Annotated in this window: 28 protein-coding genes; 17 read left to right on the top strand and 11 right to left on the bottom strand. The window is 36.2% G+C overall.

Annotated elements, in window-relative coordinates:
• Positions 1-93: 93 nt before the first annotated feature.
• The 4 genes from SP041_RS17605 to coaBC form a co-directional block, all read right to left on the bottom strand.
• Positions 94-807, bottom strand: coding sequence for a FadR/GntR family transcriptional regulator (locus tag SP041_RS17605; RefSeq protein ID WP_025562990.1), 714 nt, complete (start codon positions 805-807; stop codon positions 94-96).
• Positions 808-1,084: 277 nt separating this feature from the next.
• Entirely contained in the window at positions 1,085-1,960 is an 876-nt protein-coding gene (gene mscS, locus SP041_RS17600; RefSeq protein ID WP_025562988.1) for a small-conductance mechanosensitive channel MscS, read from the bottom strand.
• 20 nt (positions 1,961-1,980) lie between these two features.
• The gene (slmA, locus tag SP041_RS17595; RefSeq protein WP_025562987.1) at positions 1,981-2,583 is read right to left on the bottom strand and encodes a nucleoid occlusion factor SlmA; all 603 of its coding nucleotides are present in this window, start codon (positions 2,581-2,583) and stop codon (positions 1,981-1,983) included.
• A gap of 297 nt (positions 2,584-2,880) precedes the next feature.
• Positions 2,881-4,104 (bottom strand): bifunctional phosphopantothenoylcysteine decarboxylase/phosphopantothenate--cysteine ligase CoaBC, encoded by a 1,224-nt coding sequence (coaBC, locus tag SP041_RS17590; protein WP_025562985.1) that lies wholly within the window; start codon positions 4,102-4,104, stop codon positions 2,881-2,883.
• Positions 4,105-4,220: 116 nt separating this feature from the next.
• Between coaBC and radC the strand changes: the two genes are divergently transcribed.
• The 5 genes from radC to mutM all read left to right on the top strand — a co-directional run bounded on the left by radC (position 4,221) and on the right by mutM (position 6,882).
• Positions 4,221-4,898, top strand: a complete 678-nt coding sequence (gene radC / locus SP041_RS17585; RefSeq protein WP_037048019.1) for a DNA repair protein RadC — start codon at positions 4,221-4,223, stop codon at positions 4,896-4,898.
• Positions 4,899-5,034: 136 nt separating this feature from the next.
• Positions 5,035-5,271 (top strand): 50S ribosomal protein L28, encoded by a 237-nt coding sequence (gene rpmB / locus SP041_RS17580; RefSeq protein ID WP_025562983.1) that lies wholly within the window; start codon positions 5,035-5,037, stop codon positions 5,269-5,271.
• An 11-nt stretch (positions 5,272-5,282) separates the two neighbouring features.
• The gene (gene rpmG / locus SP041_RS17575; protein WP_025562982.1) at positions 5,283-5,438 is read left to right on the top strand and encodes a 50S ribosomal protein L33; all 156 of its coding nucleotides are present in this window, start codon (positions 5,283-5,285) and stop codon (positions 5,436-5,438) included.
• Between the two features lie 70 nt (positions 5,439-5,508).
• Entirely contained in the window at positions 5,509-5,961 is a 453-nt protein-coding gene (locus tag SP041_RS17570; RefSeq protein WP_025562981.1) for a hypothetical protein, read from the top strand.
• A 108-nt stretch (positions 5,962-6,069) separates the two neighbouring features.
• Positions 6,070-6,882: a bifunctional DNA-formamidopyrimidine glycosylase/DNA-(apurinic or apyrimidinic site) lyase gene (gene mutM / locus SP041_RS17565; protein ID WP_025562980.1), complete on the top strand. Its 813-nt coding sequence runs from the start codon at positions 6,070-6,072 to the stop codon at positions 6,880-6,882.
• Between the two features lie 27 nt (positions 6,883-6,909).
• Here mutM and coaD read toward each other — a convergent pair whose 3' ends face one another.
• The 3 genes from coaD to cyaY all read right to left on the bottom strand — a co-directional run bounded on the left by coaD (position 6,910) and on the right by cyaY (position 7,990).
• On the bottom strand, positions 6,910-7,383 hold the full coding sequence (coaD, locus tag SP041_RS17560; RefSeq protein ID WP_025562979.1) for a pantetheine-phosphate adenylyltransferase: 474 nt from the start codon (positions 7,381-7,383) through the stop codon (positions 6,910-6,912).
• 15 nt (positions 7,384-7,398) lie between these two features.
• On the bottom strand, positions 7,399-7,608 hold the full coding sequence (locus tag SP041_RS17555) for a hypothetical protein (protein ID WP_025562978.1): 210 nt from the start codon (positions 7,606-7,608) through the stop codon (positions 7,399-7,401).
• Positions 7,609-7,675: 67 nt separating this feature from the next.
• Positions 7,676-7,990, bottom strand: a complete 315-nt coding sequence (gene cyaY / locus SP041_RS17550; RefSeq protein WP_025562977.1) for an iron donor protein CyaY — start codon at positions 7,988-7,990, stop codon at positions 7,676-7,678.
• Positions 7,991-8,061: 71 nt separating this feature from the next.
• Between cyaY and SP041_RS17545 the strand changes: the two genes are divergently transcribed.
• From SP041_RS17545 to hslU, 11 genes are all read left to right on the top strand, one after another.
• Positions 8,062-8,241, top strand: a complete 180-nt coding sequence (locus SP041_RS17545) for a hypothetical protein (protein WP_025562976.1) — start codon at positions 8,062-8,064, stop codon at positions 8,239-8,241.
• A 59-nt stretch (positions 8,242-8,300) separates the two neighbouring features.
• Positions 8,301-9,563 (top strand): diaminopimelate decarboxylase, encoded by a 1,263-nt coding sequence (gene lysA, locus SP041_RS17540; protein ID WP_025562974.1) that lies wholly within the window; start codon positions 8,301-8,303, stop codon positions 9,561-9,563.
• 75 nt (positions 9,564-9,638) lie between these two features.
• On the top strand, positions 9,639-10,466 hold the full coding sequence (gene dapF, locus SP041_RS17535) for a diaminopimelate epimerase (RefSeq protein WP_025562973.1): 828 nt from the start codon (positions 9,639-9,641) through the stop codon (positions 10,464-10,466).
• Between the two features lie 133 nt (positions 10,467-10,599).
• Positions 10,600-11,499, top strand: coding sequence for a tyrosine recombinase XerC (xerC, locus tag SP041_RS17530; RefSeq protein WP_025562972.1), 900 nt, complete (start codon positions 10,600-10,602; stop codon positions 11,497-11,499).
• A gap of 16 nt (positions 11,500-11,515) precedes the next feature.
• Positions 11,516-12,223, top strand: a complete 708-nt coding sequence (locus SP041_RS17525) for an HAD-IA family hydrolase (protein WP_025562971.1) — start codon at positions 11,516-11,518, stop codon at positions 12,221-12,223.
• A gap of 108 nt (positions 12,224-12,331) precedes the next feature.
• Complete coding sequence (uvrD, locus tag SP041_RS17520; RefSeq protein ID WP_025562970.1) at positions 12,332-14,497, top strand: DNA helicase II; 2,166 nt, start codon at positions 12,332-12,334, stop codon at positions 14,495-14,497.
• A gap of 266 nt (positions 14,498-14,763) precedes the next feature.
• Positions 14,764-15,219, top strand: a complete 456-nt coding sequence (locus tag SP041_RS17515; RefSeq protein ID WP_025562969.1) for a hypothetical protein — start codon at positions 14,764-14,766, stop codon at positions 15,217-15,219.
• Positions 15,220-15,356: 137 nt separating this feature from the next.
• The gene (gene argS / locus SP041_RS17510; RefSeq protein WP_025562968.1) at positions 15,357-17,105 is read left to right on the top strand and encodes an arginine--tRNA ligase; all 1,749 of its coding nucleotides are present in this window, start codon (positions 15,357-15,359) and stop codon (positions 17,103-17,105) included.
• Positions 17,106-17,107: 2 nt separating this feature from the next.
• Complete coding sequence (locus SP041_RS17505; protein WP_025562967.1) at positions 17,108-17,626, top strand: SPOR domain-containing protein; 519 nt, start codon at positions 17,108-17,110, stop codon at positions 17,624-17,626.
• A gap of 138 nt (positions 17,627-17,764) precedes the next feature.
• Positions 17,765-18,313, top strand: coding sequence for an ATP-dependent protease subunit HslV (gene hslV, locus SP041_RS17500; RefSeq protein WP_037048017.1), 549 nt, complete (start codon positions 17,765-17,767; stop codon positions 18,311-18,313).
• A gap of 8 nt (positions 18,314-18,321) precedes the next feature.
• Positions 18,322-19,668 (top strand): ATP-dependent protease ATPase subunit HslU, encoded by a 1,347-nt coding sequence (gene hslU / locus SP041_RS17495; RefSeq protein WP_037048015.1) that lies wholly within the window; start codon positions 18,322-18,324, stop codon positions 19,666-19,668.
• Positions 19,669-19,797: 129 nt separating this feature from the next.
• Here hslU and SP041_RS17490 read toward each other — a convergent pair whose 3' ends face one another.
• From SP041_RS17490 to SP041_RS17475, 4 genes are all read right to left on the bottom strand, one after another.
• Positions 19,798-20,331, bottom strand: a complete 534-nt coding sequence (locus SP041_RS17490; RefSeq protein ID WP_025562964.1) for an MltR family transcriptional regulator — start codon at positions 20,329-20,331, stop codon at positions 19,798-19,800.
• Positions 20,332-20,379: 48 nt separating this feature from the next.
• Positions 20,380-21,522 carry a mannitol-1-phosphate 5-dehydrogenase gene (locus SP041_RS17485; RefSeq protein ID WP_025562963.1) on the bottom strand — a complete coding sequence of 381 codons (1,143 nt, stop codon included), beginning with the start codon at positions 21,520-21,522 and terminating at the stop codon, positions 20,380-20,382.
• Positions 21,523-21,598: 76 nt separating this feature from the next.
• Positions 21,599-23,497 carry a PTS mannitol transporter subunit IICBA gene (locus tag SP041_RS17480; RefSeq protein ID WP_037048014.1) on the bottom strand — a complete coding sequence of 633 codons (1,899 nt, stop codon included), beginning with the start codon at positions 23,495-23,497 and terminating at the stop codon, positions 21,599-21,601.
• A 697-nt stretch (positions 23,498-24,194) separates the two neighbouring features.
• Entirely contained in the window at positions 24,195-25,619 is a 1,425-nt protein-coding gene (locus SP041_RS17475; RefSeq protein ID WP_025562962.1) for an MDR family MFS transporter, read from the bottom strand.
• A gap of 657 nt (positions 25,620-26,276) precedes the next feature.
• Between SP041_RS17475 and SP041_RS17470 the strand changes: the two genes are divergently transcribed.
• A partial coding sequence (locus SP041_RS17470; RefSeq protein WP_137297969.1) for a helix-turn-helix domain-containing protein occupies positions 26,277-26,538 on the top strand: 262 nt, incomplete at its 3' end.

Raw genomic sequence — 26,538 nt, 5'->3', positions numbered from 1 at the left:
AACAGCGTCAAAATAAAATAGCGAAAAACAAAAAGGCCGTTGTCAGTAAATTACTGACAACGGCCTTTATTTTAACTATTGATAACTCAATAATTAGTTACTAGTAGGTAAACGATGGTTTGTATTTGCTAACAAAGTAATATTAGCTTCACGTGCTTTCTCTGCATCACCGGCCATAATGGCAGAATAAATCGCGCGATGTTCACCGATACAAGTGCCGCCTTTTTCAGACGAGTGGCTAATAAAGCTTTTAAACATAGTACATAGCACATTAGCAAAAGGTAAATAAAAGCTATTGCCTGTTGATAAAAATACAAGGCGATGAAACTCCATATCCACTTCCATCCACTTTGCAGAATCAAAGTTTTTAGACACATAATCCATTTGTTGGAAAGTAGCAGATAACAAAATTCTTTGCTGTGCTGTTGCATTTTTTGCTGCTAATGCAGCAGCCTCTGGTTCAATTGCTTTACGTAATGCCAAGAACTCTTGGTAAACAATCGCATTATCGCCTAGGTCAATAACCCAATCTAATAACTGCGCATCTAAAAAGTTCCAGTTATCACGACTTTTAACACGTGTTCCTACTTTCGGCTTAGATTCTAATAAACCTTTTGATGTTAATAATTTAATAGCTTCTCGTAGCGCAGTTCGGCTAACACTGAATTGCTGACATAACACCATTTCACTTGGAATGATCTCATTCTGAGCCGCTTCACCAGATAATATTTTTCGCGCTATTTCACGTGCTACTTGCACATGTAGACTGCGCTTTGAGCCTGCAATCTGTATGAATGGGTTATGCATAATTTCTCTTCAAATATAAAAATCAACCCTCATTATATGACAAATGTTAAACCTTAGATACAAACAACTAATTGCTCAATTTACAATCATCTATCCAATTGATTTTAAATATAAAAACGCTTTAATTTAAAATGAAAATAGTGTGTTTTTTAAAATAAAAACAAAAAAATAAATTGAACCTACATCAAATTTTGATAGAAAAGTTACCGCCCTTAAAGCCCAAACATAAAAAAACCAGCTTGTAAGCTGGTTTTTAAGATGAAGAAATAGCCAAAGACTATTTATCCATATGTATGTCCATTTGTGGGAATGGAATTTCAATACCTGCTTCATCTAAGTTATTTTTAATGGCTTCCATTAGCTCAAAGCGAACGCGCCAGTAGTCGGGCCCATTAACCCATGGGCGAACTACTAAATTAACACTTGAATCAGCTAACTCAGCAACAGCAACCAAGGGCTCAGGTGACGTTAAAATACCATCGTTTGCTTTAAGTACAGCTTCTAATACGGCTTTCGTTTTAGCTAAATCAGCGTTATAACTCACCCCAATAATTAAATCGATGCGACGTGTAGGCTTACGAGAATAGTTAATAATGTTGCCGCCTAAAATCGCAGAGTTAGGCACCACTACAAATTTATTATCTGGCGTTGTTAATGTTGTTGAAAAAATTTGAACAGATTCAACAGTCCCCGCGGTACCCGCCGCTTCGATATATTCACCAGCTTTAAAAGGGCGTAAAGCAATGATCAAGACACCCGATGCAAAGTTAGACAAAGAACCTTGTAATGCAAGACCAACCGCTAAACCTGCCGCACCGATAATAGCAACAAAAGAAGTCGTTTCGACACCAATTCGCCCTAAAGCTGCGATGATGACAAAGGCAATAATAACGTAACGAACCATATGTGAAACAAAATCAATAATGGTGTTATCTAATTTACGTTTTGTTAAGACTTTATGTAGAGTACCGGCAATAAAACGGGCAACCATCATACCAATGATCAAGGTTGCAATAGCGAAGACAATGTTCATTGTGTAACTAATAATTAAATCTTGATTCTCCGAAAGCCATTTAACGCTGTTATTGAGTATATCTACGTTCTCCTCAATAACGCTAGTAACGGCAGAGATAGCACTTTCTTCTTTCGACATATTCTAACCCCTTTAATAAATTAACTTTGTGTTAGTTGTTTATAAAAAAATAGCCATTGGCTTTTAAAATGTTGAGTTGGTTTCTGTTTGAACTGTGAACGTACGAATTGGTTCATTCGACCTTCAATATAAGCTAATAATAAATTCGCTAGTATACCTTCATCCATTTCAAATTTTTGACCATCTGAAATCGGACGTTCTCGTAATATTTGTTTGATCTGTGTTTCTAACTTAGAAAAAACATGTTCGATACGAAGTTGTAACCTTTCATTTTCACCCACTAACGCGTCGCCACTTAAAATACGGGTGATCCCTGGGTTTTGTTCAGAAAAACCTAATAAAAAATGCACGATATGTTCAATTCGAACAAAAATATCTTTCTGTTGTTCTTTAATGGTGTTGATATGACTAAAGATAGTGGTTTCAGTAAAATCGATCAACCCTTCAAACATGCGTGCTTTACTTGGAAAGTGGCGATATAACGCGGCTTCTGAAACACCGACTTCTGCAGCTAACTTAGCCGTCGTTATTCTTTGTCCTGGCTTTCCTTCTAGCATAATAGCTAAAGCACTTAATATATCATCCTTGCGATTTACTTTCTTTTTGTTATTTTTTACAACCATCTTAATAACTTCCTTTGTTATCATTATTGTTTCCCAGAGTATTCAAAACCGCCCTCTCCGCGTTAATCGTTATGAAAAGATCTCAACCAAACAGCATCAAATATTTATTCAAAATGTTGGTGATTATCGATCTTTTGAAATGAATATAAATACTTTTTAAAATATTATCCGTTATTAAAGTAATTAAGGCCTGTACTTTTATACTGCCTGTTAGGTTTTATACTTTAAGATAATAAAAGCTTATTATCGACCCTAGAGTCGATAACTTTAAGCTTAAGTTATTACATTAATGTGGTGTTAAGAACGAGTTTGATATTGCTGAGATATTATTTTAAGCAATTGAATTGCTACTTCTTTTTTATTATTTAAGCCAATATCAAAACGTTTATCTTTAGCAAACACCGTTAAGGCATTATTGTCACTATTAAAACCTTGATCGCCAACTGAAACATCGTTTGCAGCAATTAAATCTAAGTTTTTACGTTGTAATTTACCTAATGCGTACGCTTCAACATCATTCGTTTCTGCTGCAAACCCCACACAAAAAGGTCGATTATTCGCATTAGCGACATCGGCAATAATATCTGGATTTTTTACTAAGGTTAATGTGATTGAATCCGTATCCGCTTTCTTTTTCATTTTTTCGCTATGAACTTCTTCTGCGCGATAATCAGCAACAGCAGCACAAGCAATAAATATATCTGTCATCGGAAGCGAATCTAATGCAGCTTGATGCATTTCTCGAGCACTCTTCACATTCAAACGTCTAATCGTCGTAGGTAAAGTTAAGTTCACAGGTCCTGCAATCACAGTAACGTTAGCACCCATGTTTAATGCGGCATTAGCCAATGAAAAACCCATTTTCCCTGAGCTATGATTACTAATGTAACGTACAGGATCTATCGCTTCTTGAGTCGGACCAGCCGTGATCACAATATTAACACCTGCTAATGATCGATCGCTTGGCGCAAAAAACTCACAACTTAATTTAACTAAGTCAGGTACTTCTAATAATCTTCCTGGGCCAATATCACCACAAGCTTGGATGCCTTGAGCAGGTCCCCAAATCAATATGCCACGATCTTTTAATACCGTTAAGTTATCTTGTGTTGCTGGCGCGAGATACATTTGTTGGTTCATTGCTGGTGCAATCGCAATCGGTGAAGGTGTTGCTAAACATAATGTTGTCAGTAACTCATCGGCCATACCAGCACGTAAGCGAGCAATCGCATTAGCCGTCGCAGGGGCTATTAATATTAAATCAGCCCATTTAGCTAATTCAATATGTCCCATTCCAGCTTCAGCTTGTGGATCTAATAAATCATCATAAATAATATGACCCGAAACAGCCTGCATTGTTAAAGGTGTGATGAACTGCTTCGCAGAAGCCGTCATAACAATACGAACTTGTGCTCCTTGATCCATTAAACGACGCGTTAATTCAGCACTTTTATAGGCGGCAATACCACCACAAACACCTAAAAGTATCTTTTTCCCTTCGAGGGGTAATATTGGCAACATAAGCTTCTCTAAAAGGTTGATAAAAAAAAGGAGGTTACAATAACATAAAAAAGTTATGCAATATGTACAACTTCTACTAGATTTAAAGCTCTATAACTTGCTTAAGGAGGTCTAGTTTGGCATCAATAAAACAATGGCCGAAACAAGAAAGACCACGTGAAAAGCTAATTCAGCAAGGCGCTAACAGCTTAACTGATAGTGAACTATTGGCTATTTTTTTGCGAACTGGCTGTAAAGGCATCGACGTGGTTACTTTATCTCGGCAGTTATTAACCGACTTTGGATCATTACGATCTCTTTTTTCTGCCAGCGAAAGTGACTTTTGTTTGCACAAAGGATTAGGCCAAGCAAAATATGTGCAACTGCAAGCGGTATTAGAAATGTCTCGACGTTATTTGCAAGAACCATTAATGAAAGGTGACCCTTTAACCAGTGCTGCGCAAACTCAAGAGTTTTTAACTGCAAAAATGCGTGATTATCCCTATGAAGTATTTGCAGCATTATTATTAGATAGCCAACATCGCATTATTCGCTTTCATGAATTTTTCTTTGGCACAATTAATAGTGCAAGTGTTCATCCAAGAGTCATTGTTCAAAAAATATTACAAGAAAACGCGGCTGCAATCATCCTTGTTCACAACCATCCATCTGGTGATCCAACAGCAAGTCAGTCAGATATCAATATTACTGAAAAACTTGTGAATACACTGCAATTAATTGATGTTAAAATATTAGACCATTTCATCATTGGTGATGGAAAATACACCTCATTTGCGGAAAAAGGGTGGATTTAAAGCATTTATTATCAGAATTGTTGATCTTTTAATCTCAATCATGTATAAAATGCGCCCTCGACGCCTTTGGCGACGGCTAAAAAAGGTGTTCGACTATTTTGCTCGAGTAAAACTAATATTTTTGGAGAATTTCGACATGTCTAGAGTATGTCAAGTTACAGGCAAGCGTCCAGCTGTTGGTAACAATGTATCACACGCAAAGAACCGTACACGACGTCGTTTCTTACCTAACCTACAAACACACCGTTTTTGGGTTGAGAGTGAGAACCGTTTTGTTAAATTACGCCTAACTACTAAAGGTATGCGTATCATCGACAAAAAAGGTATTGATTCAGTTTTGGCTGATATCCGTGCTAATGGCGTTAAAGTTTAAGGAGCTTAAAAATGCGTGATAAAATTCGTTTAAATTCAAGCGCTGGTACTGGTCATTTTTATACTACTGATAAAAATAAAAAGAACATGCCTGAAAAGTTTGAAATCAAAAAGTTTGATCCTGTAGTACGTAAACACGTAATCTACAAAGAAGGCAAGATCAAGTAATTTTGATTTAACCTTTTAAAAAACCCAGTTTATACTGGGTTTTTTTATGCCTGAAGAAAAAGGAGTTACTATGCGTTTATCCAAAAGAGGTTGGAACAATGTGCTTATTTTTGGCGTATTGCTTATCATCTTTATTTTTAACTTTAGTCAGCAATTCCGTTTATCTTCTACTATTCCACAACGTACCGTTATTTCTTCCGATTTAACGATTGTAGAAATAGAAACACCAGACTACGTCATAACCCGAGTAGGCCGAAATTGGCAAAGTAAACCTAGTGTAGGGCTTTCAAATAACAACCTTCAACAGATTGTTAATAATTGGCAAACAGTCCCTCTAGATACCTTAACGGTGCAGAATTTACCAACATCTGACTTTATCCTTAAGTTTTTTGTGACAGAGCAAGTTCAACCAATCATTGTACAACTCCACCAGCAACAAAATGACCAATATGTTTTACAAGTTAATGAAAATACTTTCTTATCATTACCAACAGAAAAACTAACTTCTTTTTTAGGAAGATAAGCACTGCATTAAATAATGACCCTATTTATCTAATTCAAAAACTCAGTTAACTAATTTTCACAATTACGATATGGTGATTCATTCATTTAAGTCTACAACGAGATAAACATGCCAGAGTTACCAGAGGTAGAAACAAGCCGTCGTGGTATTAGTCCACATATTGTTAATCAAAAAGTAAGTAATGTCATACTTCGTCATCATCAATTGCGTTGGCCTATCCCTGAAAATTTATTAGCTTTATTGAAAGATAAAATGTTATTAAATATCGACCGTCGTGCTAAATATCTTTTATTACGCTTTGAAAGCGGCACTTTATTGATTCATCTTGGTATGTCTGGCAGTTTGCGTATTTGTGAATTAAACACACCAGCACAAAAACATGATCACGTTGATTTACAATTTGAACATTGCTTATTACGTTACACCGACCCTAGACGCTTTGGGGCTATTTTATGGTTAGGCGACTCCCCACAAGAAAGTTCTTTATTAAGTATATTAGGTCCAGAACCCTTATCTGATCAGTTCACTGCTAGCATGCTTTACGACCAAGCCAAAAATAGAAAGCTACCCGTTAAGCAATTTATTATGGAGCAAAAAGTGGTAACAGGCGTAGGTAACATCTACGCGACAGAAGCGTTATTTAAAGCCGGTATCAGTCCAGTAAGAGCAGCTAATAATATCAGTTTAAAACGTTATCAATTGTTGGTTGATGCGATTAAAGAAATACTGACAGAGGCGATCAAACAAGGTGGTACGACGTTAAAGGATTTTGTAGGGGGTGATGGTAAACCTGGTTACTTTCAACAAACACTACATGTCTATGGTAAAACAGGTGAGTTATGCCCAAACTGCAAGGAGCCATTAACATCGGTTAAATTAGCGGCGAGAAATAGCGTTTATTGCTCGCATTGCCAACGTTAATAACACACTATAAAAAAGCAGTCGTGCTTACTGTTTTTTTATAAAAGCTCGTTTAACACACTCAGGCGCTAACAAACTAATGTCACCTTGGTGCTTAAAAACTTCTTTAACGATCGTTGAAGATATAAAAGCAGTACGTGCATGTGCAGGTAATAAAATAGTTTCAAGTTGTGGGTTTAATGTATGGTTAACTTGTGAAAGCTGAATTTCATAATCAGTATCCGTCGCACCTCGAATCCCACGAATTAAAGCTTGTGCTTGATGCGTTTTAGCAAACTCAGCTAATAAGCCTTCAAAAGGAATAACGTCTACCCCTTTGATATCTTTTGTTGCTTCTGATACTAGTTCGCACCTTTCTTGTAAATCAAAAAAAGGATTCTTACTATTATTTATCGCCACTGCGACGATAACACGCTCAGCTAAATGGCTGGCACGCGTAATTAAATCAAGATGACCATTAGTAATCGGGTCAAAAGATCCAGGAAAAACAACTGTATTCATTTATTAGCCTCTATTTTATGCAGCAATATCGATTGACTCATGATCTGCATCCCAATAAAAATCAATCCATGGTTCTGCACCTTCCGAACGTAAGCTCTCTTTAGGAAAGTGGATAAACAAGCTACTTTCTTCAAACTCAATTAATGACGTTTTTAATTCAACATCACTTGCTAACCAAAAACACACCAATAAAATAAAAGGGTATAGCACAAATAATTTAAACATATTCATTTACCGTTTTGCTGTTAACCATTAAAAACACGAGCAAACTTACACGCTAGGCTGTTTTAAACTATGCAAAAACAACCTTTTCACCAGACTGCTTTGCAATGGCCGCAGATAAAAAGCTTAAAAATTCAGCTCCACTTCTATCATCGATCCACAAACCATCTTTATAATCATAATGATGGCCATTTTCTAACGTTGCTAACCATACTTGATGCAATGGTTGCTGACGGTTAATAATTAACTTCGTTCTGTTTTCAAATTCTAATGTTAACAAAGCACCATTTTGGTCAGAATCTATATCAGCTCCTGAATCTTCAATGTTATCTTCAATTTTCTGATACAACAAATCTGCTAATTCAAGAAATTCGCTATCGGTCATTTACTTCTCCTTTGCTTTTTAACGATGAAATGCGATTATAGAGGGCTAAAAATATTTGACTAGGATAAGGTATGAAAAATCTCAATTTATCGCTAATAGTCCTGATTTTTTCAAGTTTATTGGCAGGTTGTGGTATGAGTGGACAACTTTATAGAGAAACACCACCAGCGCCAGCAGCAGAAAAAATACAAAAACAACAGAACAACGTAGCTGAAGAAAATGTAACTGATGCCTTAAGTACTTCAGAATAAGGTAATATCGAAGGCAGTGACAATAACCAAAACGACAGAATTAACAAAAGGATTTAAAATTGGATCATTTTAATTATCATAACGATGGCCGTCTATTAGTAGAAGACACTGCAATTGAAGACATTATTAAAAAATCAGGTACGCCTGCTTATATTTATTCTCGTGCGACTATTGAACGTCACTGGACAGCATTTGATCAAGCTGCAGGCGCGCACCCACATCTAATTTGTTACGCAGTTAAAGCAAACTCAAACTTAGGCGTATTAAACCTAATGGCACGTTTAGGCTCTGGCTTTGATATCGTTTCTGTTGGTGAGTTATTACGTGTTATCCAAGCTGGCGGCGATCCTAAAAAAGTGGTTTTCTCTGGTGTAGGTAAAACAGAAATAGAAATATCAACTGCATTACAAGCTGGCATCCATTGCTTTAATGTTGAATCAATTTCCGAGTTGCATCGTATCAATGAAGTAGCTGGCTGCTTAAATAAGAAAGCCCCTATTTCAATTCGTATTAATCCTAATATTGATGCAGGTACTCACCCTTATATCTCTACTGGTTTAAAAGAAAATAAATTTGGTATCGAAATTGAACAAGCATCTGCAGTTTATAAACTAGCAAATGAACTACCATTCTTAGATGTAAAAGGCGTAGATTGTCATATCGGTTCACAGCTAACTGAAATCGAACCTTTTTTAGAAGCATTAGATAAGCTACTTGGTTTAATTGATACCTTAGCAACAGAAGGCATTACTATTGAGCATCTTGATTTAGGGGGTGGCTTAGGCGTTCCTTATAACGGTGAAAAACCACCAGAGCCTGCAGAATACATGCAAGCAATTATTGATCGTATGAATGGTCGTAAATTAAAGCTAATTTTTGAACCAGGCAGAGCGATCATGGCAAACGCAGGTATTTTAGTGACTAAGATTGAATTCTTAAAATTAAACGACCATAAAAACTTTGCCATTGTTGATGCAGCGATGAATGATTTAATTCGTCCAGCGCTATACAGTGCATGGCAAAATATTATTCCTCTGAATAACAAATTAAACGATCCAGAAACACGCCCAAGTCGTGTTTACGATATCGTAGGCCCTATTTGTGAAACAGGTGACTTCTTAGGTAAAGACCGTCCATTAACGATTGCTGAAGGTGATTATTTAGCGATTCGTAGTGCAGGCGCTTATGGTGCAACAATGAGTTCAAACTATAACTCACGCTGCCGTCCTGCTGAAATAATGGTAGATGGTGATAAAGCATTTGTTGTACGCCAACGTGAAAAGCACATTGAGCTATGGCGCGGTGAGCATGTTTTACCTTAGTTAATACTTACCCTGTATATCAGGGAGTATTAACTCCCTCTTTTAATAAGTTTTGTTGGTAAAAGTTGAACTAAGATGAATATTGAGTTTTCAAAAATGCATGGTTTAGGTAATGACTTTATGGTCATTAACAATGTCACGCAAAATGTCTTTCTATCTAAAGAAATGATCTGCAAATTAGCAGATCGTAACTTTGGTATAGGTTTCGATCAATTATTAATGGTTGAACCGCCTTATGATCCTGATTTAGATTTTCATTACCGCATTTTCAATGCCGATGGTAGTGAAGTAGAACAGTGTGGCAACGGTGCTCGTTGTTTTGCACGTTTTGTAAAATTGAAAGGATTAACGCATAAACGCGTGATTAACGTGAGTACTGCAAAAGGTAAAATCCAACTTAAGATAGAACAAGACGGCAATATCATTGTTGATATGGGTAAACCTGTTTTAGAGCCAGCAAAAGTCCCTTTTGAAGCTCAAAAAGAAGAAAAAACCTATATTCTACGTGTGGAAGATCACACCGTTTTATGTGGTGTTGTTTCAATGGGTAATCCGCATTGTGTCATCTTAGTTGATGATGTCGATACGGCCCCTGTTGAAACGTTAGGCCCATTATTAGAAGTACATGAACGTTTTCCAAATAAAGTAAATGTTGGCTTTTTACAAATAGTTGACCGAGGGTTTGCTAAGTTACGTGTTTGGGAGCGTGGTGTTGGTGAAACGTTAGCTTGTGGTACCGGAGCTTGTGCGGCGGCTGTTGTTGGTCAACTACAAGGCAAACTCGATACACATTGTCGTATTGAGTTACCTGGTGGCGAATTACGTTTCTTCTGGCAACCAGGACAAAGCGTACGTATGAGTGGTTCAGCAGAATTTGTATTTGATGGTCAAATTCAGGTATAACGTTTTACTTAACGGTCATTTATAACATAGCTCTATTAACCATAGCGTCATTAAGCATCTATTTATTAACTACTTTTAAATGCAGCGTTGATCGACCAGATTATCGCTGCATTTTTTCTATCTAGGATTTAACATGAATCCATTATTACCTGATACTCAACGCTATTTATCGCACATTGCTAGCCAACGTGGGTTAAGCCCTGTCACTATCATTAATTATCAACGTCACCTCAATGAATTTATCGCATTATTAGAAGCTCAAAAGATACTGACATGGCAAGAGTTAGATACACATCAAGTGCGTTTATTAGCGAAGCAACTACATCAAAATGGCATTAAAGCGAGATCCATTGCCACTAAACTTTCTGCACTTCGCTCTTTTCTTGAGTACTTAGTTAAAAACGATCAACTCACTTTCAATCCAGCAAAAGGCGTTGCAGCACCTAAATTAGATAAACCATTACCTAAAAATATCAGTGTCGATGATATGGACCAATTATTAGACATTGAAGGTGACGATCCACTAACCATTCGAGATCATTGCATGATGGAGTTAATGTATTCTTCTGGGTTACGCCTTAGTGAGTTAGTAGGCATTAATTTAAGAGACATTAAACTGTCAGAAAAAGAGATCATGGTCACCGGTAAAGGCAGTAAACAACGTTTATTACCCATTACTAAGAGCGCAGTAGAAACCATTACCTTGTGGTTAAAGATCAGACCTGATTTTGCAGAAGAAGGCGAAACAGCCTTATTTTTATCCAAACAAAAGAAACGGATCTCTACTCGTAGTGTACAAATGCGCATGGAAAAATGGGGATTAGCGCAATCGTTACCAAGCCACGTTAATCCGCATAAGTTACGTCACTCTTTTGCAACGCATATGCTTGAATCAAGTGGTAACTTGCGAGCCGTACAGACATTGTTAGGCCATGCCGATCTTGCCACCACCCAAATTTACACCCATTTAGATTTTCAACATTTAGCAGAGGTGTATGATAAAGCACACCCACGCGCTAAACGTAAAAAATAACCGTATTGGACAGCAAATGAAATTTTATAAATCATTACGCCCTTTTAAAGCGATTAGCTTTGATTTAGACGATACCTTATATGATAACCATCCGGTCATCAAAAAGGCAGAAGCCGACTTTCTTGTTTATTTAACATCAACGTATCAAGAGCTTGAGCAACTAGACGCAAGGAAGTGGAATTTATATAAAAATCTACTGATAAAAGAAAATCCAGCGTTACAACATGACGTTTCATTATGGCGTAAAGAAATAATTAAACGCGTGATGGTGGTTTACGGTATTTCAATGGTCAATGCCATTAAATACGCTGAACGCGCATTACAAAAATTTCTACAATTACGCAGTGACTTTACGGTTCCACAAGAAAGTATTCTGTTATTAAAAGAGCTTGCCTTACACTACCCTCTTGTTGCTATCACCAATGGCAATGTTGATATAAAACAGATCGGGCTAAACGATGCATTTCAATTTGTATTAAAAGCAGGTAATGGTTTTAACAGCAAACCTGATATTGCATTATTTCAACAAGCAGCATTAGAGCTAGATATAGCCGTAGAAGATCTATTACATGTTGGTGACCATTTGCTAACTGATGTTTATGGGGCACAAAATAATAATGCTCAGGCGATTTGGTTTAACCCTAAAGCCAAACCACTTGATAAAGCAAAGCTATTACCTACGGTTGAAATATCGGATCTTAAGCATTTATTGAAACTGTTATAATCAAACATCAAACCTTTAATGCAAACTATCCTGAAATATCGATCATTCACATTTATCTTATGTTTCGGTATAGTTCTTATCTACTGAATAAATAAACAGGCATTTCTTATGGACGTATCTTACCTTCTCGATGGTTTAAATGATCATCAACGCGCAGCCGTTTCAGCACCAGAACAAAATATGCTGGTCTTAGCTGGGGCAGGCAGTGGTAAAACACGTGTTTTAACCCATAGAATCGCTTATTTAATGCAAGTTAATCATATTCCAACCTATGGCATTTTAGCGGTTACCTTTACCAATAAAGCCGCTAAAGAGATGCGAGGACGTATTGCCGATATTTGTCCGCAGCAGATTGGTAGTATGTGGATAGGTACTTTCCACGGTATTGCACATCGTTTATTACGTTTACATCATCAAGAAGCTAACTTACCAGAGCAATTTCAGATAATTGATAGTGACGACCAGCAAAAAATGGTGAAACGTATTATCAAAAGCTTAGGGTTAGATGAAAAATACTATCCACCAAAAGAATTACAGTGGTACATCAACGATAAAAAAGATGAAGGTTTACGCTCAAAACATATCGACCCTGGTTTTGGTGTACAAGACAAGCAACGCTTACAAGTTTATCAAGCTTATGAGGCAGCTTGCCAATTAGCTGGTTTAGTTGATTTCGCAGAATTATTATTACGAGCTCATGAGTTATTGCTTAATAATGCAGCCTTACTATTACACTATCAACAGCGCTTTCAGCATGTCTTAGTAGACGAATTCCAAGATACTAATAAATTACAATATGCTTGGTTAGTGTTGTTAACTGATAACAAAAATTATCTCACCATTGTCGGCGATGATGACCAATCTATTTATGGCTGGCGTGGTGCAGACGTTGAAAATATACAACGTTTCTTAAAAGAAAAAGAATCTCCTGTCACTATTCGATTAGAGCAAAACTATCGTTCGACGGGCAATATTCTAAAAGCATCAAATAAACTAATTCAAAATAACAGCGACCGTTTAGGTAAAGAGCTCTGGACGGATGGTGAAGATGGAGAGCCAATCTCTATCTATAGTGCGTTTAATGACTACGACGAAGTTCGATATGTAACAAGCCAATTACAAACATGGAAAAATGCGGGTAATAAGCTCAGTGAGTGTGCGATTTTATATCGTAGTAATGCACAATCTCGACTGTTTGAAGAACAACTCATGGCGCAACAAATTCCTTATCATATCTATGGTGGCCAACGCTTCTTCGACCGTTTAGAAATTAAAGATAGTATCGCCTACTTACGTTTAATGAATAATCATCAAGATGATGCTGCATTCGAACGTATTGTCAATAAACCGAAACGTAAAATTGGTAACACAAGCTTAGATAAGATAAGAATTTGTGCACGCGAGCAAGGCTATACTTTATGGCAAGCAAGCCAATACTTAATTGAAAATAACCAATTAAGTCCGGCGGCGAAAAGCTCATTAAGTGGATTTTTAGACTTAATTAATCGGTTTAAAAATGAAACGTCTGAATTACCTCTATTTCAAATGGTCGATCACATCACCCAACATTCTGGTTTAGTTGCGATGTTCGAAGCAGAAAAAGGGGAAAAGTCTCGTAGCCGTATTGAGAATTTACAAGAGTTAGTGTCTGCAACGAAAGCTTTTGTCATCCCAGAAGAAGAACAAGAAATGGAAGAGTTAACCGCCTTTTTAGCTTATGCCGCTTTAGAGTCAGGAGATAACCAAGCAGATGAATTTGAAGATGCAGTGCAGTTAATGACAATGCACGCAGCAAAAGGGTTAGAATTTCCACAGGTGTTTATCGTTGGTGTTGAAGAAGGCATGTTCCCAGGTCAGCAATCAGCAACAGACGAAACCCGTATGGCTGAAGAAAGACGCTTATGTTATGTAGGGTTAACACGTGCAATGATTAAACTAACACTGTGTCATGCTGAAACTCGCCGCTTATACGGACAAGAAAAATTTCATCCGCCCTCTCGTTTTATTAGTGAATTACCAGAAGAAAATATTGATTACATTCGCTTACAAGCAAAAGTTCGCAGGTCTGAACCGGTCATCAGAAAGCCTAAATTAGCAATCACACAAGATGTTCAAGGCTTTAAACTAGGACAACAAGTGATGCACGCTAAATTTGGTGAAGGCACCATTACCGCACAAGAAGGCAGTGGAGAAAATAGCCGCTTACAAGTTCACTTTATGGACGTTGGAAGTAAATGGTTAATGACAACTTATGCACGTTTAGAAGCTATTTAAGGCGTATTTTAACTAACAATAAATCCAGCTAAAAGCTCGGGTAGGTATTAAATTTTTAATATAATCATTAAATATCTACCCAAACCACCTTAAAACTAATAACAAAAGTACCTTATATCGAGAAAAAACCTCCCAAATAGCGACTCATCTCTAATAAGTTGATTGTTTTATAATCAATATTAACCATAGTAATAAAAAATCGCTAAGCTTAATCAATTCTGATTGTTTTTTAATCAAAATAGGGAAAGTAAATCAAGGAGCTTATTATGCGTTCAAAACTGATTAAAGACTTTTTACTTTATATGGAAAATTGTCATGAAGCCTTAGCCGATCTCTATCAGCGATTAAGTGTTGAAGCAAACGATGAAAAAGTAAAACTGCTATTAGAATACATGAAAAATAAAGAACACATTTCATATCTCCATTTACATCAATATGTAAAACAAGCACCGCTAAGTTTATTAAATACTTGGTTAGATAATTTTTTCGATCAAAGTTTCCCACAACGCTGCAGAGAATTAGAATTAAAACCTGAATTATCGATAGAAGACGTCGTGACATTAGCAATACAGTTGGATATGCAATTAATTGAAGCAATGCAAGCTGTTGCTACCACGAGTCTCACTATTGAAGGCGAAACAGCCATTGAAAACTTAACTAGCCACGAAGAAGAAATGTTATATCAGGTCGTCATGGCAAGCCACGAATTTGATTACTTATAAATTAACTTAGGATTAACGCTAAAAGTTTTCTTATATTCAGCTTTTAAGCATTGTTATTACTTTACTCGCTAGTCTTCACCAATGATAAACGGTAGAATCTTACTAATTTATTTGTCGAATCAATTGGTGAGTTACACATGAAAGCATTAATCCAGAATCTACTTGAACAAGCGATTGTTTCTTTACAAGAACAACAAATTTTACCTGCTGATGTTCAACCTCGTATCACCATTGATCGTACTAAAGACAAATCACATGGCGATTTTGCAAATAACCTTGCATTAATGCTAGCAAAACCTGCCAAACAGAACCCACGCGCCCTAGCTGAATTAATAGTGAAAAACTTACCAGCCTCTGAATTGGTCATTAAGACTGAAATTGCAGGACCTGGTTTCATTAACTTTTTTATTAATCCTAACTATTTAGAAAAACAAATAGACAGTGCATTTGCAGATTCTCGTTTAAATGTTGAATTAACAGCGACACCACAAACCGTTGTTATCGATTACTCATCTCCTAACCTTGCAAAAGAAATGCATGTTGGACATTTACGTTCAACAATTATAGGTGACTCAGTCACTCGTACATTAGCGTTCCAAGGGCATAACGTGATTCGTCAAAATCATGTAGGTGATTGGGGTACTCAATTCGGTATGTTATTAGCTTACATGGAAGAGCTCAGAGCAAAAGGCGAAGAGATCAACAAAAACCTTGCGAACTTAGAGGTTTTTTACCGTGCTGCAAAAGGTCGTTTTGATGAATCAGAAGCATTTGCAAACCGTTCACGTGACTTAGTCGTTGCGTTACAAAGTGGCGATGAAGAATGCTTAACGTTATGGAAAGAATTTAAAGACATCAGCATTGCACATTGCCAAGAAGCTTATGAGCGTTTAGGTGTTAGCTTGAATATCAGTGATGTTCGTGGCGAAAGTGCTTACAACAAAGACTTATCTGTTGTGGTAAGCGACCTAGATAGCAAAGGTTTATTACAAGAAAGCCAAGGTGCTAAATGTGTTTTCTTAGATAACTTTAAAAATAAAGAAGGTGAGCCGCTTCCTGTTATCATCAAGAAAAAAGACGGTGGTTTCTTATATGCAACATCGGACTTAGCCGCTATCCGTTACCGCCAATCAACATTAAATGCTGATCGAGTATTATATTTTGTAGATGCACGCCAAGGCTTACACTTCCAACAAGTATTTGAAGTAGCTCGTTTAGCTGATTTTGTTAAAGCAGGTACAACCCTTGAGCACATGCCATTCGGGACGGTAATGGGGGAAGATGGCAAGCCTTTCAAAACACGTGCAGGCTCTACTCCTAAATTAGCTGATTTATTAACTGAAGCAGAAGAACGTGCTTACGAGCTAGTAAAAGAGAAAAATAAAGATATGGCCGAAGAAGAACTTCGTCATATTGCTTCTATTGTTGGTATTGCTTCAGTGAAATATGCTGACTTATCAAAAAACCGTACCAGTGATTACACCTTTAGTTTTGACAGCATGCTAAGTTTTGAAGGCAATACGGCCCCTTATTTATTATATGCTTACACACGAGTGGCAAGTATTTTTAATAAGGCAGGTATTGAAATAGACAGTATTACTGCTGATGTTACTTTCACTGAAGAAAAAGAGAAAGATTTAGCAAGTAAACTAATGCAATTCAATGAGATTATCAGTCAAGTCGGTAAACAAGGCCTACCGCATTTCTTATGCGCATACTTATTTGAACTTGCAGGTTTATTCTCAAGTTTTTACGAAGCTTGTCCTATTTTAGTGGCTGAAAATGAAGCTCAAAAACAAAGTCGCTTAAAATTAGCTGGCTTAACAGCAAAAACATTACAACAAGGTTTAGCACTGTTAGGCATTAACACATTGGAACGCATGTAATAATGGCAAGAGTAACACGAAGAAAGCCTGCTAAACGCGGTGCAAAAAGAAATAATAAGCGTAAACAAAGCAAGCAAGGATTCCCTTATATTGCTTGTTTTGTTGCATTATTATTAATTGCTTTTATTAGTTACTTTGTTTTTGCAGTTGATAAACCAACAACAAAAATAAAGCCTAAAAAAAGTACCGTTAAAACAGAAGAAATATTGCCAGAAATGCCTCAACCCGAGTGGGATTATGTAGATATATTAAAAACTAAAGAAGTTAAAGTTGATATCCCGGTAGACACTACACCAAGTAAACCTTACCAAATGCAATGTGGTTCGTTTAGACATGAAAATGATGCAGAGTCACTTAAAGCTAAAATTGCATTTCAAGGTTTAACCAGTATGGTTAAAAAAACTGGCAATTGGTACCGCGTAATATTAGGTCCATACGATCGAAAACGCTTAGCTGAGAAACAACGCCATAAATTACAACGAGCTAAAATAAATGGCTGTCAGATATGGTTCTGGCGCTAACAATCATAAAGGAGAACTTCGGTTCTCCTTTTCTTTGCCTATTTCCCCTTGAATTCAATAAAAACCACCCCATTTTATAATTATTAAGCCAATCAACTTGGCATCTTCGTTTATTTAACAAACAAAAAAGGTATCAATATGACTACTATTGTTTCTGTACGTCGCGGTAATCAAGTGGTTATCGGTGGTGATGGTCAGGTATCACTCGGTAACACGGTAATGAAAGGTAATGCACGTAAAGTACACCGCTTGTACAACGATCAAGTCATTGCAGGTTTCGCAGGAGGCACTGCTGATGCTTTTACATTATTAGAGCGCTTTGAAGCAAAACTACAAGCTCACCAAGGTAACTTAGAACGAGCGGCAGTAGAGCTTGCAAAAGATTGGCGTACTGACCGAATGTTAAGGAAATTAGAGGCTTTATTAGCAGTTGCAGATAAAAAGCATTCATACATTATTACAGGTAACGGCGATGTAGTTAGACCTGAAAATGATTTAATTGCTATTGGATCGGGCGGTAATTTCGCACAATCGGCAGCAATGGCTTTATTAGAGAATACTGATTTATCAGCACAAGAGATTGTTGAAAAAGCATTAACGATTGCTGGCAATATTTGTGTTTTTACTAATAGCAACCAAACAATTGAAAGTATCGATTTTGATGCTGATATAGCAACTACAAAATAGGAATTATCATGACTAATAATATGACTCCACAACAAATAGCGCATGAATTAGATCGCCACATCATTGGCCAAAGTAAAGCTAAACGCGCTGTTGCTATCGCATTACGTAATCGCTGGCGCCGTATGCAGTTAAGTGAAGATATCCGTCATGAAGTGACACCAAAAAACATTTTGATGATCGGTCCAACAGGTGTTGGTAAAACAGAAATTGCACGTCGTTTAGCAAAATTAGCAAACGCTCCTTTTATTAAAGTAGAAGCAACCAAATTTACCGAAGTAGGTTATGTAGGTAAAGAAGTTGAAAGCATTATTAAAGATTTAGTTGAAGCTGCAATTAAAATAACCAAAGAACAAGAATTAGCAAAAGTAACAGCAAAAGCAGAAGATTTAGCTGAAGACCGTATTTTAGATATTCTTATTCCGCCAGCTAAAACGGCGACAGAATGGGATGTAAACAATACTGAAGTAGCAGAAGAAGGTCCAGCAAGACAATCTTTCCGTAAAAAATTACGTGAAGGTAAACTTGATGATAAAGACATTGAAATTGATGTACCGGCACCACAAATTGGCGTAGAAATAATGGCGCCTCCTGGTATGGAAGAAATGACTAACCAGCTTCAAGGCATGTTCCAAAACCTAGGCAATAAAGGTGAATCTAAAAAACGTACCATGAAGATCAAAGATGCTATTAAAGCATTAATAGAATCAGAAGCATCGAAACTCATTAACCAAGAAGATTTAAAAGAAAAAGCTATTTTTGCAGCTGAAAACAACGGTATTATTTTCATCGATGAAATAGATAAAATATGTAAACGCGGTGAATCATCAGGTCCTGACGTATCACGAGAAGGCGTACAGCGTGACTTATTACCATTGATTGAAGGCTCTACCGTTAGTACTAAACACGGTATGGTAAAAACAGATCACATGTTATTTATCGCATCAGGTGCATTCCAAGTAGCAAAACCTTCAGATTTAATTCCAGAGCTACAAGGTCGCTTACCAATTCGTGTTGAACTTGAAGCATTAAAAGAAGAAGACTTAGCACGTATTTTAACAGAACCTAAAGCTTCTTTGAGTGAACAATACCAAGCATTACTAGCAACAGAAGGTGTTTCTATTAACTTTACTGAATGTGGTATTAACAAAATAGCGAAGTCTGCATGGCAAGTAAATGAAACGACAGAAAACATCGGTGCACGCCGTTTACATACCATGATGGAACATATTATGGATGAACTATCATACGAAGCGACAGAGCGCTCAGGGCAGTCTATTACGATAGATGAAGCCTATGTAGCGAACATGCTAGATGAAATAGTGAAAGATGAAGATTTAACCCGTTACATCTTATAATTTATAGCATCACAAACTATGATCACGAAAAAGCCCCTGATAATGACATTATCAGGGGCTTTTTTATTAAAGGCTTTTTATAAAAATATAAGCAGTCTTTCAACCTAACCCATTATTTATGATTAAACGTTAAAAAGGGCTCTCTTTATTTAGCACTTCACAAATAGATATAATTTCAAGCGCAAGAGAGGATTTAATAACTTGTTGCTGCCTATCTAATTGCATTTTATAAAAAATTAAATCTGCATCATCTTGAGTAACTGGGATTAAATCAAAAATCCCCATATTCATATTTTTAGATAAATGCAGTGTTTTGATGGTGTCTGCAATAAGTGCATCGGTAAAATGATACTCTGCGCTGTCATTATTCAATAAGCTTTTTAATTTAATCATACCTTCTATATCTTGATAGATGGTATGTGGTATTGCACCAAGTCCAAATAATAACTTTAAACGGACTGACAATTCACCAAGAGGCCCAGAATCATGTAACAACGGACCCACAACAGATTGAACCGCAAAATCGTTTTTCAAAAAAATACGTTCAATTAATGTTTGTATAAGCTGCTCAAAAATATCAACGGCAGATATAAAAAAACCACGAGCGGTAAGACTCGCATTTAAATATTCTAAAATTTCATTTTCTTGTAGTTTTTTTGACATAATTTCAGCTAGGTTAGGTTGTGCGATAATTTATCGCACAACTATTTTTTAAGACATAGCTAAGAATAGCTTTTCAATCTTAATAGCCTCGTCACTATTAACTGCTAAACCAGTATATTTAGATAATGTCGCTAAGAATCCAATTTCTTCTAAAGAAGCTTGTAATTCGATAGCTTGAGGATCATCGCTATTTTTGTATTTAAATGCAGCTGCGATACCTTTTAACAACATATCATTCGCCGTAGCGTACTCGATGGTGCCTAATAAAGGTTTAACTAAGCGATCGTTCTCACCAAGTTTACGAATTGGTTGACGACCAACACGATCAATCTCATCGTGAAGATATGGATTCGCGAAACGACCAATAATTTTTTCAATGTAAGCATTATGAGCATCACGTTCAAAGCCGTAACGATTAATTAATACTTCACCACTTTCTTGCATCGCTTGTTTAACTTGAGAACAGATAGCACCATCATCGATAGCATCTTTTACTGTTTCATGGCCAGCTAATGCGCCTAAATAAGCCGTCATAATATGACCGGTATTAAGCGTAAATAATTTACGCTCGATGAAAGCCATTAAATTATCTGTTTTTTGCATGCCTTCAATAACAGGTGCTTCACCTCTGAATTGCTGTTCATCAACAATCCATTCACTAAAGCTTTCAACCGTTACTTCTAATGGATCATCAGACTCTGAAGGCGGAACAATACGGTCTACCGCTGAATCAACAAAACCAACTAAGCGTTCTGCTTTTTCATGATATTTCTCATCTAAATGCTTATAAACTTCTGTTTTAAGAAAAGTAGTACCACGGATCATATTTTCGCATGCAATGATATTAAGAAACTGCTCATTGTTTGCATCAAAACGTAACGCTAGACCTTGTGCTAATTTACTAGCAATAATAACTAAAACGTTAGGGCCTACAGCAGTAGTAATTAAATCAGTTTGACTAATTAATTCGACTAACTCATCGCTGGTAGAGTTAATTGCATTAACACCTGAAACAACTTCTGTTTTACATTCGGCACCAACGACTTTTACATTATAAGTATTCAATGTATTCAGTAAATTAATAACTTTCTCATCAACATCAGCAAAAGTTACTTTGATACCAGCATCTGCTAGTAATTTACCGATAAAGCCACGGCCAATGTTGCCCGCGCCAAAATGAATTGATTTCATTGTTTTATCCTTATTTAAATAATATTAAACGAAAAAACGCTGGTAAAGACCAGCGTTTTAATTAAGCCAGTTATGACTAACTTAATATACTTAATACTTTTTGAACATCTTTACTATTGATCAATGTTTCGATAGCTTCTGGATCATCAAGCGCATTAGTTATCGTTGTAATAACGCTGATATGTTCATCATTCTTAGCCGCAATACCAATAACCAGTTTAGCAATGTCATCAGCTTCGTCACCGAACAGAACACCTTCAGAATATTGACATACAACAATACCCGTTTTGATCACGCTTTCTTTCGCTTCAATTGTACCATGCGGAACAGCAATTGACTCACCAAGATAAGTTGTTACCAATTTTTCACGCTCAAACATACCTTTAATGTAAGCAGGTTCAGCATAACCAAGCTTAACGAGTTGCTCACCAGCGAATTGAATAGCTTGCTCTTTATTTTCAGCTTTTAAGCCTAAATGAATGTTCTTAGCTGTTAATTCAAAAACTGGTTTTGCTGTTGTTTCTTCTTCAACTACTACACTTGCAGTGTTAGCCACAGGTGCATCAGACGATGCTAATAATTCAGATACTAGTCCATCATAAAGCGTGCTGTCTAAAAAGTTAGTTAAAGATAAGTGTTTAGCTTGACCAGCATGTTTAATTGCACGAGGCGTTAAATCTTTGTGTGTAATAACGATATCAACATCACCCGGAAGGTTATTGATAGCACAGTTAGTAACACTAATGTTTAGACCTGCTGATTTTACTTTTTTAGCTAATAGACTTGCGCCCATTGCACTAGACCCCATACCAGCATCACAAGCAACGATAATTTTAGTTACGCTTGCCATGCTGATGTCGCCATTACCTTGAGCAGCAGAAGCTGATGGTGCATTTTTAAGGTTCTTCATTTGGTTAGAAGCTTCAGCAAGTTTATCGCCTTCATCTTCACCTAAGTCTTTTTGTGTTTTCATTAATAATGAAGCAACAATGAAAGAAACAGACGCAGAAGCAACAACAGATAGTACAACACCGATTAAAGACGCTTTAGGCGTTAGTAATAGTATTGCAAAGATAGAACCTGGAGATGCTGGAGAAAGAAGACCTGCATTGAATAATGTTAGTGTGAAGACACCAGTCATACCACCTGCAATAACAGCAAGGATTAGACGAGGATTCATTAACACGTATGGGAAATAAATTTCATGGATACCACCAAAGAAGTGGATGATAGATGCGCCACTAGCAGTTTGCTTAGCAGTACCTTTACCAAATACCATGTAAGCAAGTAGTAGACCTAAACCAGGACCAGGATTTGCTTCAATCAGGAAGAAGATTGATTGACCTAATTCAGTAGACTGTTGGATACCTAATGGAGAGAAGATACCATGGTTAATCGCATTATTTAAGAATAGGATTTTAGCCGGTTCTACAAAAATAGACGTTAACGGTAATAGACCTGCTTGAACTAAGAAGTTTACGCCTGCAGCTAAACCTTCAGAAAGGACATTTACAGCTGGACCAATCAAGTAGTAAGAGATGATAGCTAAGATCATACCGATAATACCTGATGAGAAGTTATTCACCAGCATTTCAAAACCGCTCTTTATTTTACCGTGAACAGCTTTATCAAATTTGCTAATTGCGTAGCCACCTAAAGGACCAACAATCATTGCACCTAGGAACATTGGAATTTCAGTACCAACGATAACACCCATTGTTGTAATCGCACCAACTACAGCACCACGATCACCACCAATTAATTTACCACCAGTATAACCAATCAATAAAGGAAGAAGATATTTAATCATCGGGCCAACTAAAGCCGCTAATCCTTCATTTGGGAACCAGCCTGTTGGTATAAACAATGCTGTAATAAAACCCCATGCGATAAATGCCCCAATATTTGGCATAACCATATTTGATAGAAATCTACCAAAATTCTGTACTCTGATTTTTGCTTCGGATGATATCATTTTATTTCCCCGTTCATTTTTGTTATAAATAATGTTAATTAACAGCTTGTATAAGCGGTCGTGTTTGGTTTGATACAATTAATTTAGCACATAAAAAAAAATATAAAACAGAACAACAATTCATGTGAAGATGATCACTAAAAAGGCAGCCACTGGGCTACTTTTGATACATAAGTCACTTAAATACGATGTACTATTGCTACAAATTTAATCTAAAACAATTCACTCACCAGAATTAGTGATTTTCATCACATTTATTATGCGAGAGAAAATATCACAAAAGAGACTTATGTCTCGTTAAATTATCGATTAATTCCAATTACAATTAATTAGAGTGATATAGATCTCTTTATTTTAATAAAGAAATGCATATTGTAATTTTATTACACTATCTAAAACCTTTTTCCTAACCTATTTATTATCCTCTCTAAACATAGAAAGAACAGCAATAGCAGTATTTCAGCCAAATAAACGATAAAAATGTATCTAATAAAACATCAACAATAAGTCTCATATTTTTTCCAAAAATAGAGGCCCATAAATACGAAAATAAGTTGTTATTGAACTAAAATCACATGAATGATGTCTGAGTGAAATATAGAAATTCACTCAGCTTAAATAACAAAAATAAACTAAAATGTATCAGAGTTAATATTTAAATTTGCATCAAATCACTTATTATAAAAATTGCTTTTACTTATTCATTACCAAGAGAAATAATAGGTGCTCGTGCCGCATTAACAGCCGCTAAAATAGCAATAATCGCAGCAACATAAAAAGAGGTTTGAAAAGCTGTAATAATCGTTTCTTGTGGCCCACTTATCAGAGCCTCAATGCTTGTATTATGATCAAACCCAGGTAATAAAGCATAAATAAGCACGCCAAATAAAGCAGTCCCAATAGCAGCCCCTAAATTACGGCATAAAGAAGCTAAAGCAGTCACTGAGCCAACATTTGCTTTACCTCCAACCGTCTGAATAACTAATTGAGTCGTCGGCATAACGGTTCCAAAACCAATACCACAAAGCATACCTAACAAACCAATTAAAATAGTATTTGGAGTAAAGCTACCTAAAGCAATGAACCCACATGCAGATAATGACATACCAACGACGGGAATATATTTAGGTATACCAGTCTTAGCCATTATACGTCCACTAATCAAAGCACCAGAGATCTGTCCCACTGTTAATGGTAGTAATAACAATCCAGACATAGCAGCATTGGTTTTTAAGCCTAGTTGTAAATAAATAGGTAAGAAAAATATTAAAGCAAACATACAAGCTGCGAATAACATTGAAGTAATTAACGGAATATAAATAGCTCTATTTTTAAGTAATTCATTAGGTAAAAATGGTGTTGGGTGGCGAAGTTGGTTTCTATAAAATATGCCGATTAACAAAGATACCATTAGTAAATAATAAGCACTGGTGGCAGAGAACCACTCGAAGCTTTGTCCTGCTATCGAAATCCAGTAAAGAAATAAAGTACATAGTATTGGAAAAACCATTAATCCAATCCAGTCAATCTGCCTGTTTCTATGTTCTAAAATAGGTTTGCCTGTTAAACACAGTAAGCGCCACACTGCAATTAGAGCTAATGGGATATTAGCCCAAAATAACCAATGCCATGAGTAATGAGTCACAACTATTCCACCAATGACTGGACCACCAATACTTGCACAAGCAAACATAGATGCAAAATAACCTTGGTATTTAGCACGTTGCCTTGGTGGTATTAACTCAGCAATTAATGCTTGTGAAAGGCTCATTAAACCACCTCCACCAATACCTTGAATAACACGAGCAACGATCATTTCAGACATATTCTGAGCTAATGCCCCCACAACAGATCCAATACAAAAGATACCTAATGCCCAAATTAAAATATTACGACGACCGTAACGATCTCCCAACCAACCATAAACAGGCACTGAAGCAACAGTGGCAAGTAAATAACCAATAGCAATCCATGAAGACAAATGAAGTTGTCCGAGATCACTCACTATACTGGGTGTTGCTGTTGCTAAAATAGTAAGGTCAACCGCTGCCAAAAACATAGGAAGAAAAACGGCAGAAAAGAACACTAAAAAAGTACGTCGATTTAAGGTATTACTATTCATAGGTTTTATAAATATTAAAAATTAGCATAAATAACTCTTTATTATTGAATAACTGATTTGATAAAAAGATTAATAGGATAAATAACTTATGGGCAAACAGTTATGATGAGTGTACTCATACAATACTATTAGTGAATATTAGGTGTAAAAATTCAGTATATTAAACTTTAAAGATAGATTCGATAATCAAAATAAATTCATTATAGAAATATGATGTGTAGAAAATAGAACTATTCGAACAATATTCACTTACTTTTTTATTTTAAAGTATAAAAATACACTCTTAATATTAAAAGTGCTCATTAATTTAATATTAATTAATGTGAATGACTAAGCAATCAATCGATCATATTTAAATCAAACAAACCAAAGTACATTAATATTAATAATTTAATCAATGATATTTAACATATAACAGTATGTGACCAACATAAAAATAGCGAAAAGAGCTTCTTTTATTAAGGTAAACCATAGATTAAAAGAAAAGCCTCATTCAAGGAAACCTCTCGATTGAACCAAACACTGTTAGATAAAATTATATTTAATAGATAACGTAGTAAAAAAGAAGGTGGTCGTTTACAAGAAAAGGATATATCAACATTAATACCATTTCCGATAAATATGTGATCTAATTAAGCTTCTTACAAAGGAGCTAATATGAATCACAATTTTGTTGAATTAATTAATGCGACAACCAATGCGAGACAACGATTAAAATTACTCGCTGTCTCTCACTTCTTAGAAGGAAAAAGTAGAACTGATATTGCGACTTTTTTAAAGGTAAGCCGTAGGAGTGTCAACATTTGGATTAAAGCATACCTTCATTCCGGGTTAACAGGTCTGGAAGTAAAGCCCCGTAGCGGGAGGCCTCATCGACTCACGCCAGAGCAACTTGCTAACATAAAACAATATGTGATTG

It is taken from the genome of Psychromonas sp. SP041 (assembly GCF_000470315.2).
GTDB lineage: Bacteria > Pseudomonadota > Gammaproteobacteria > Enterobacterales > Psychromonadaceae > Psychromonas.
Note: the sequence above shows the minus strand (reverse complement) of the source record. Positions and strands in the feature narration are given on the sequence as shown.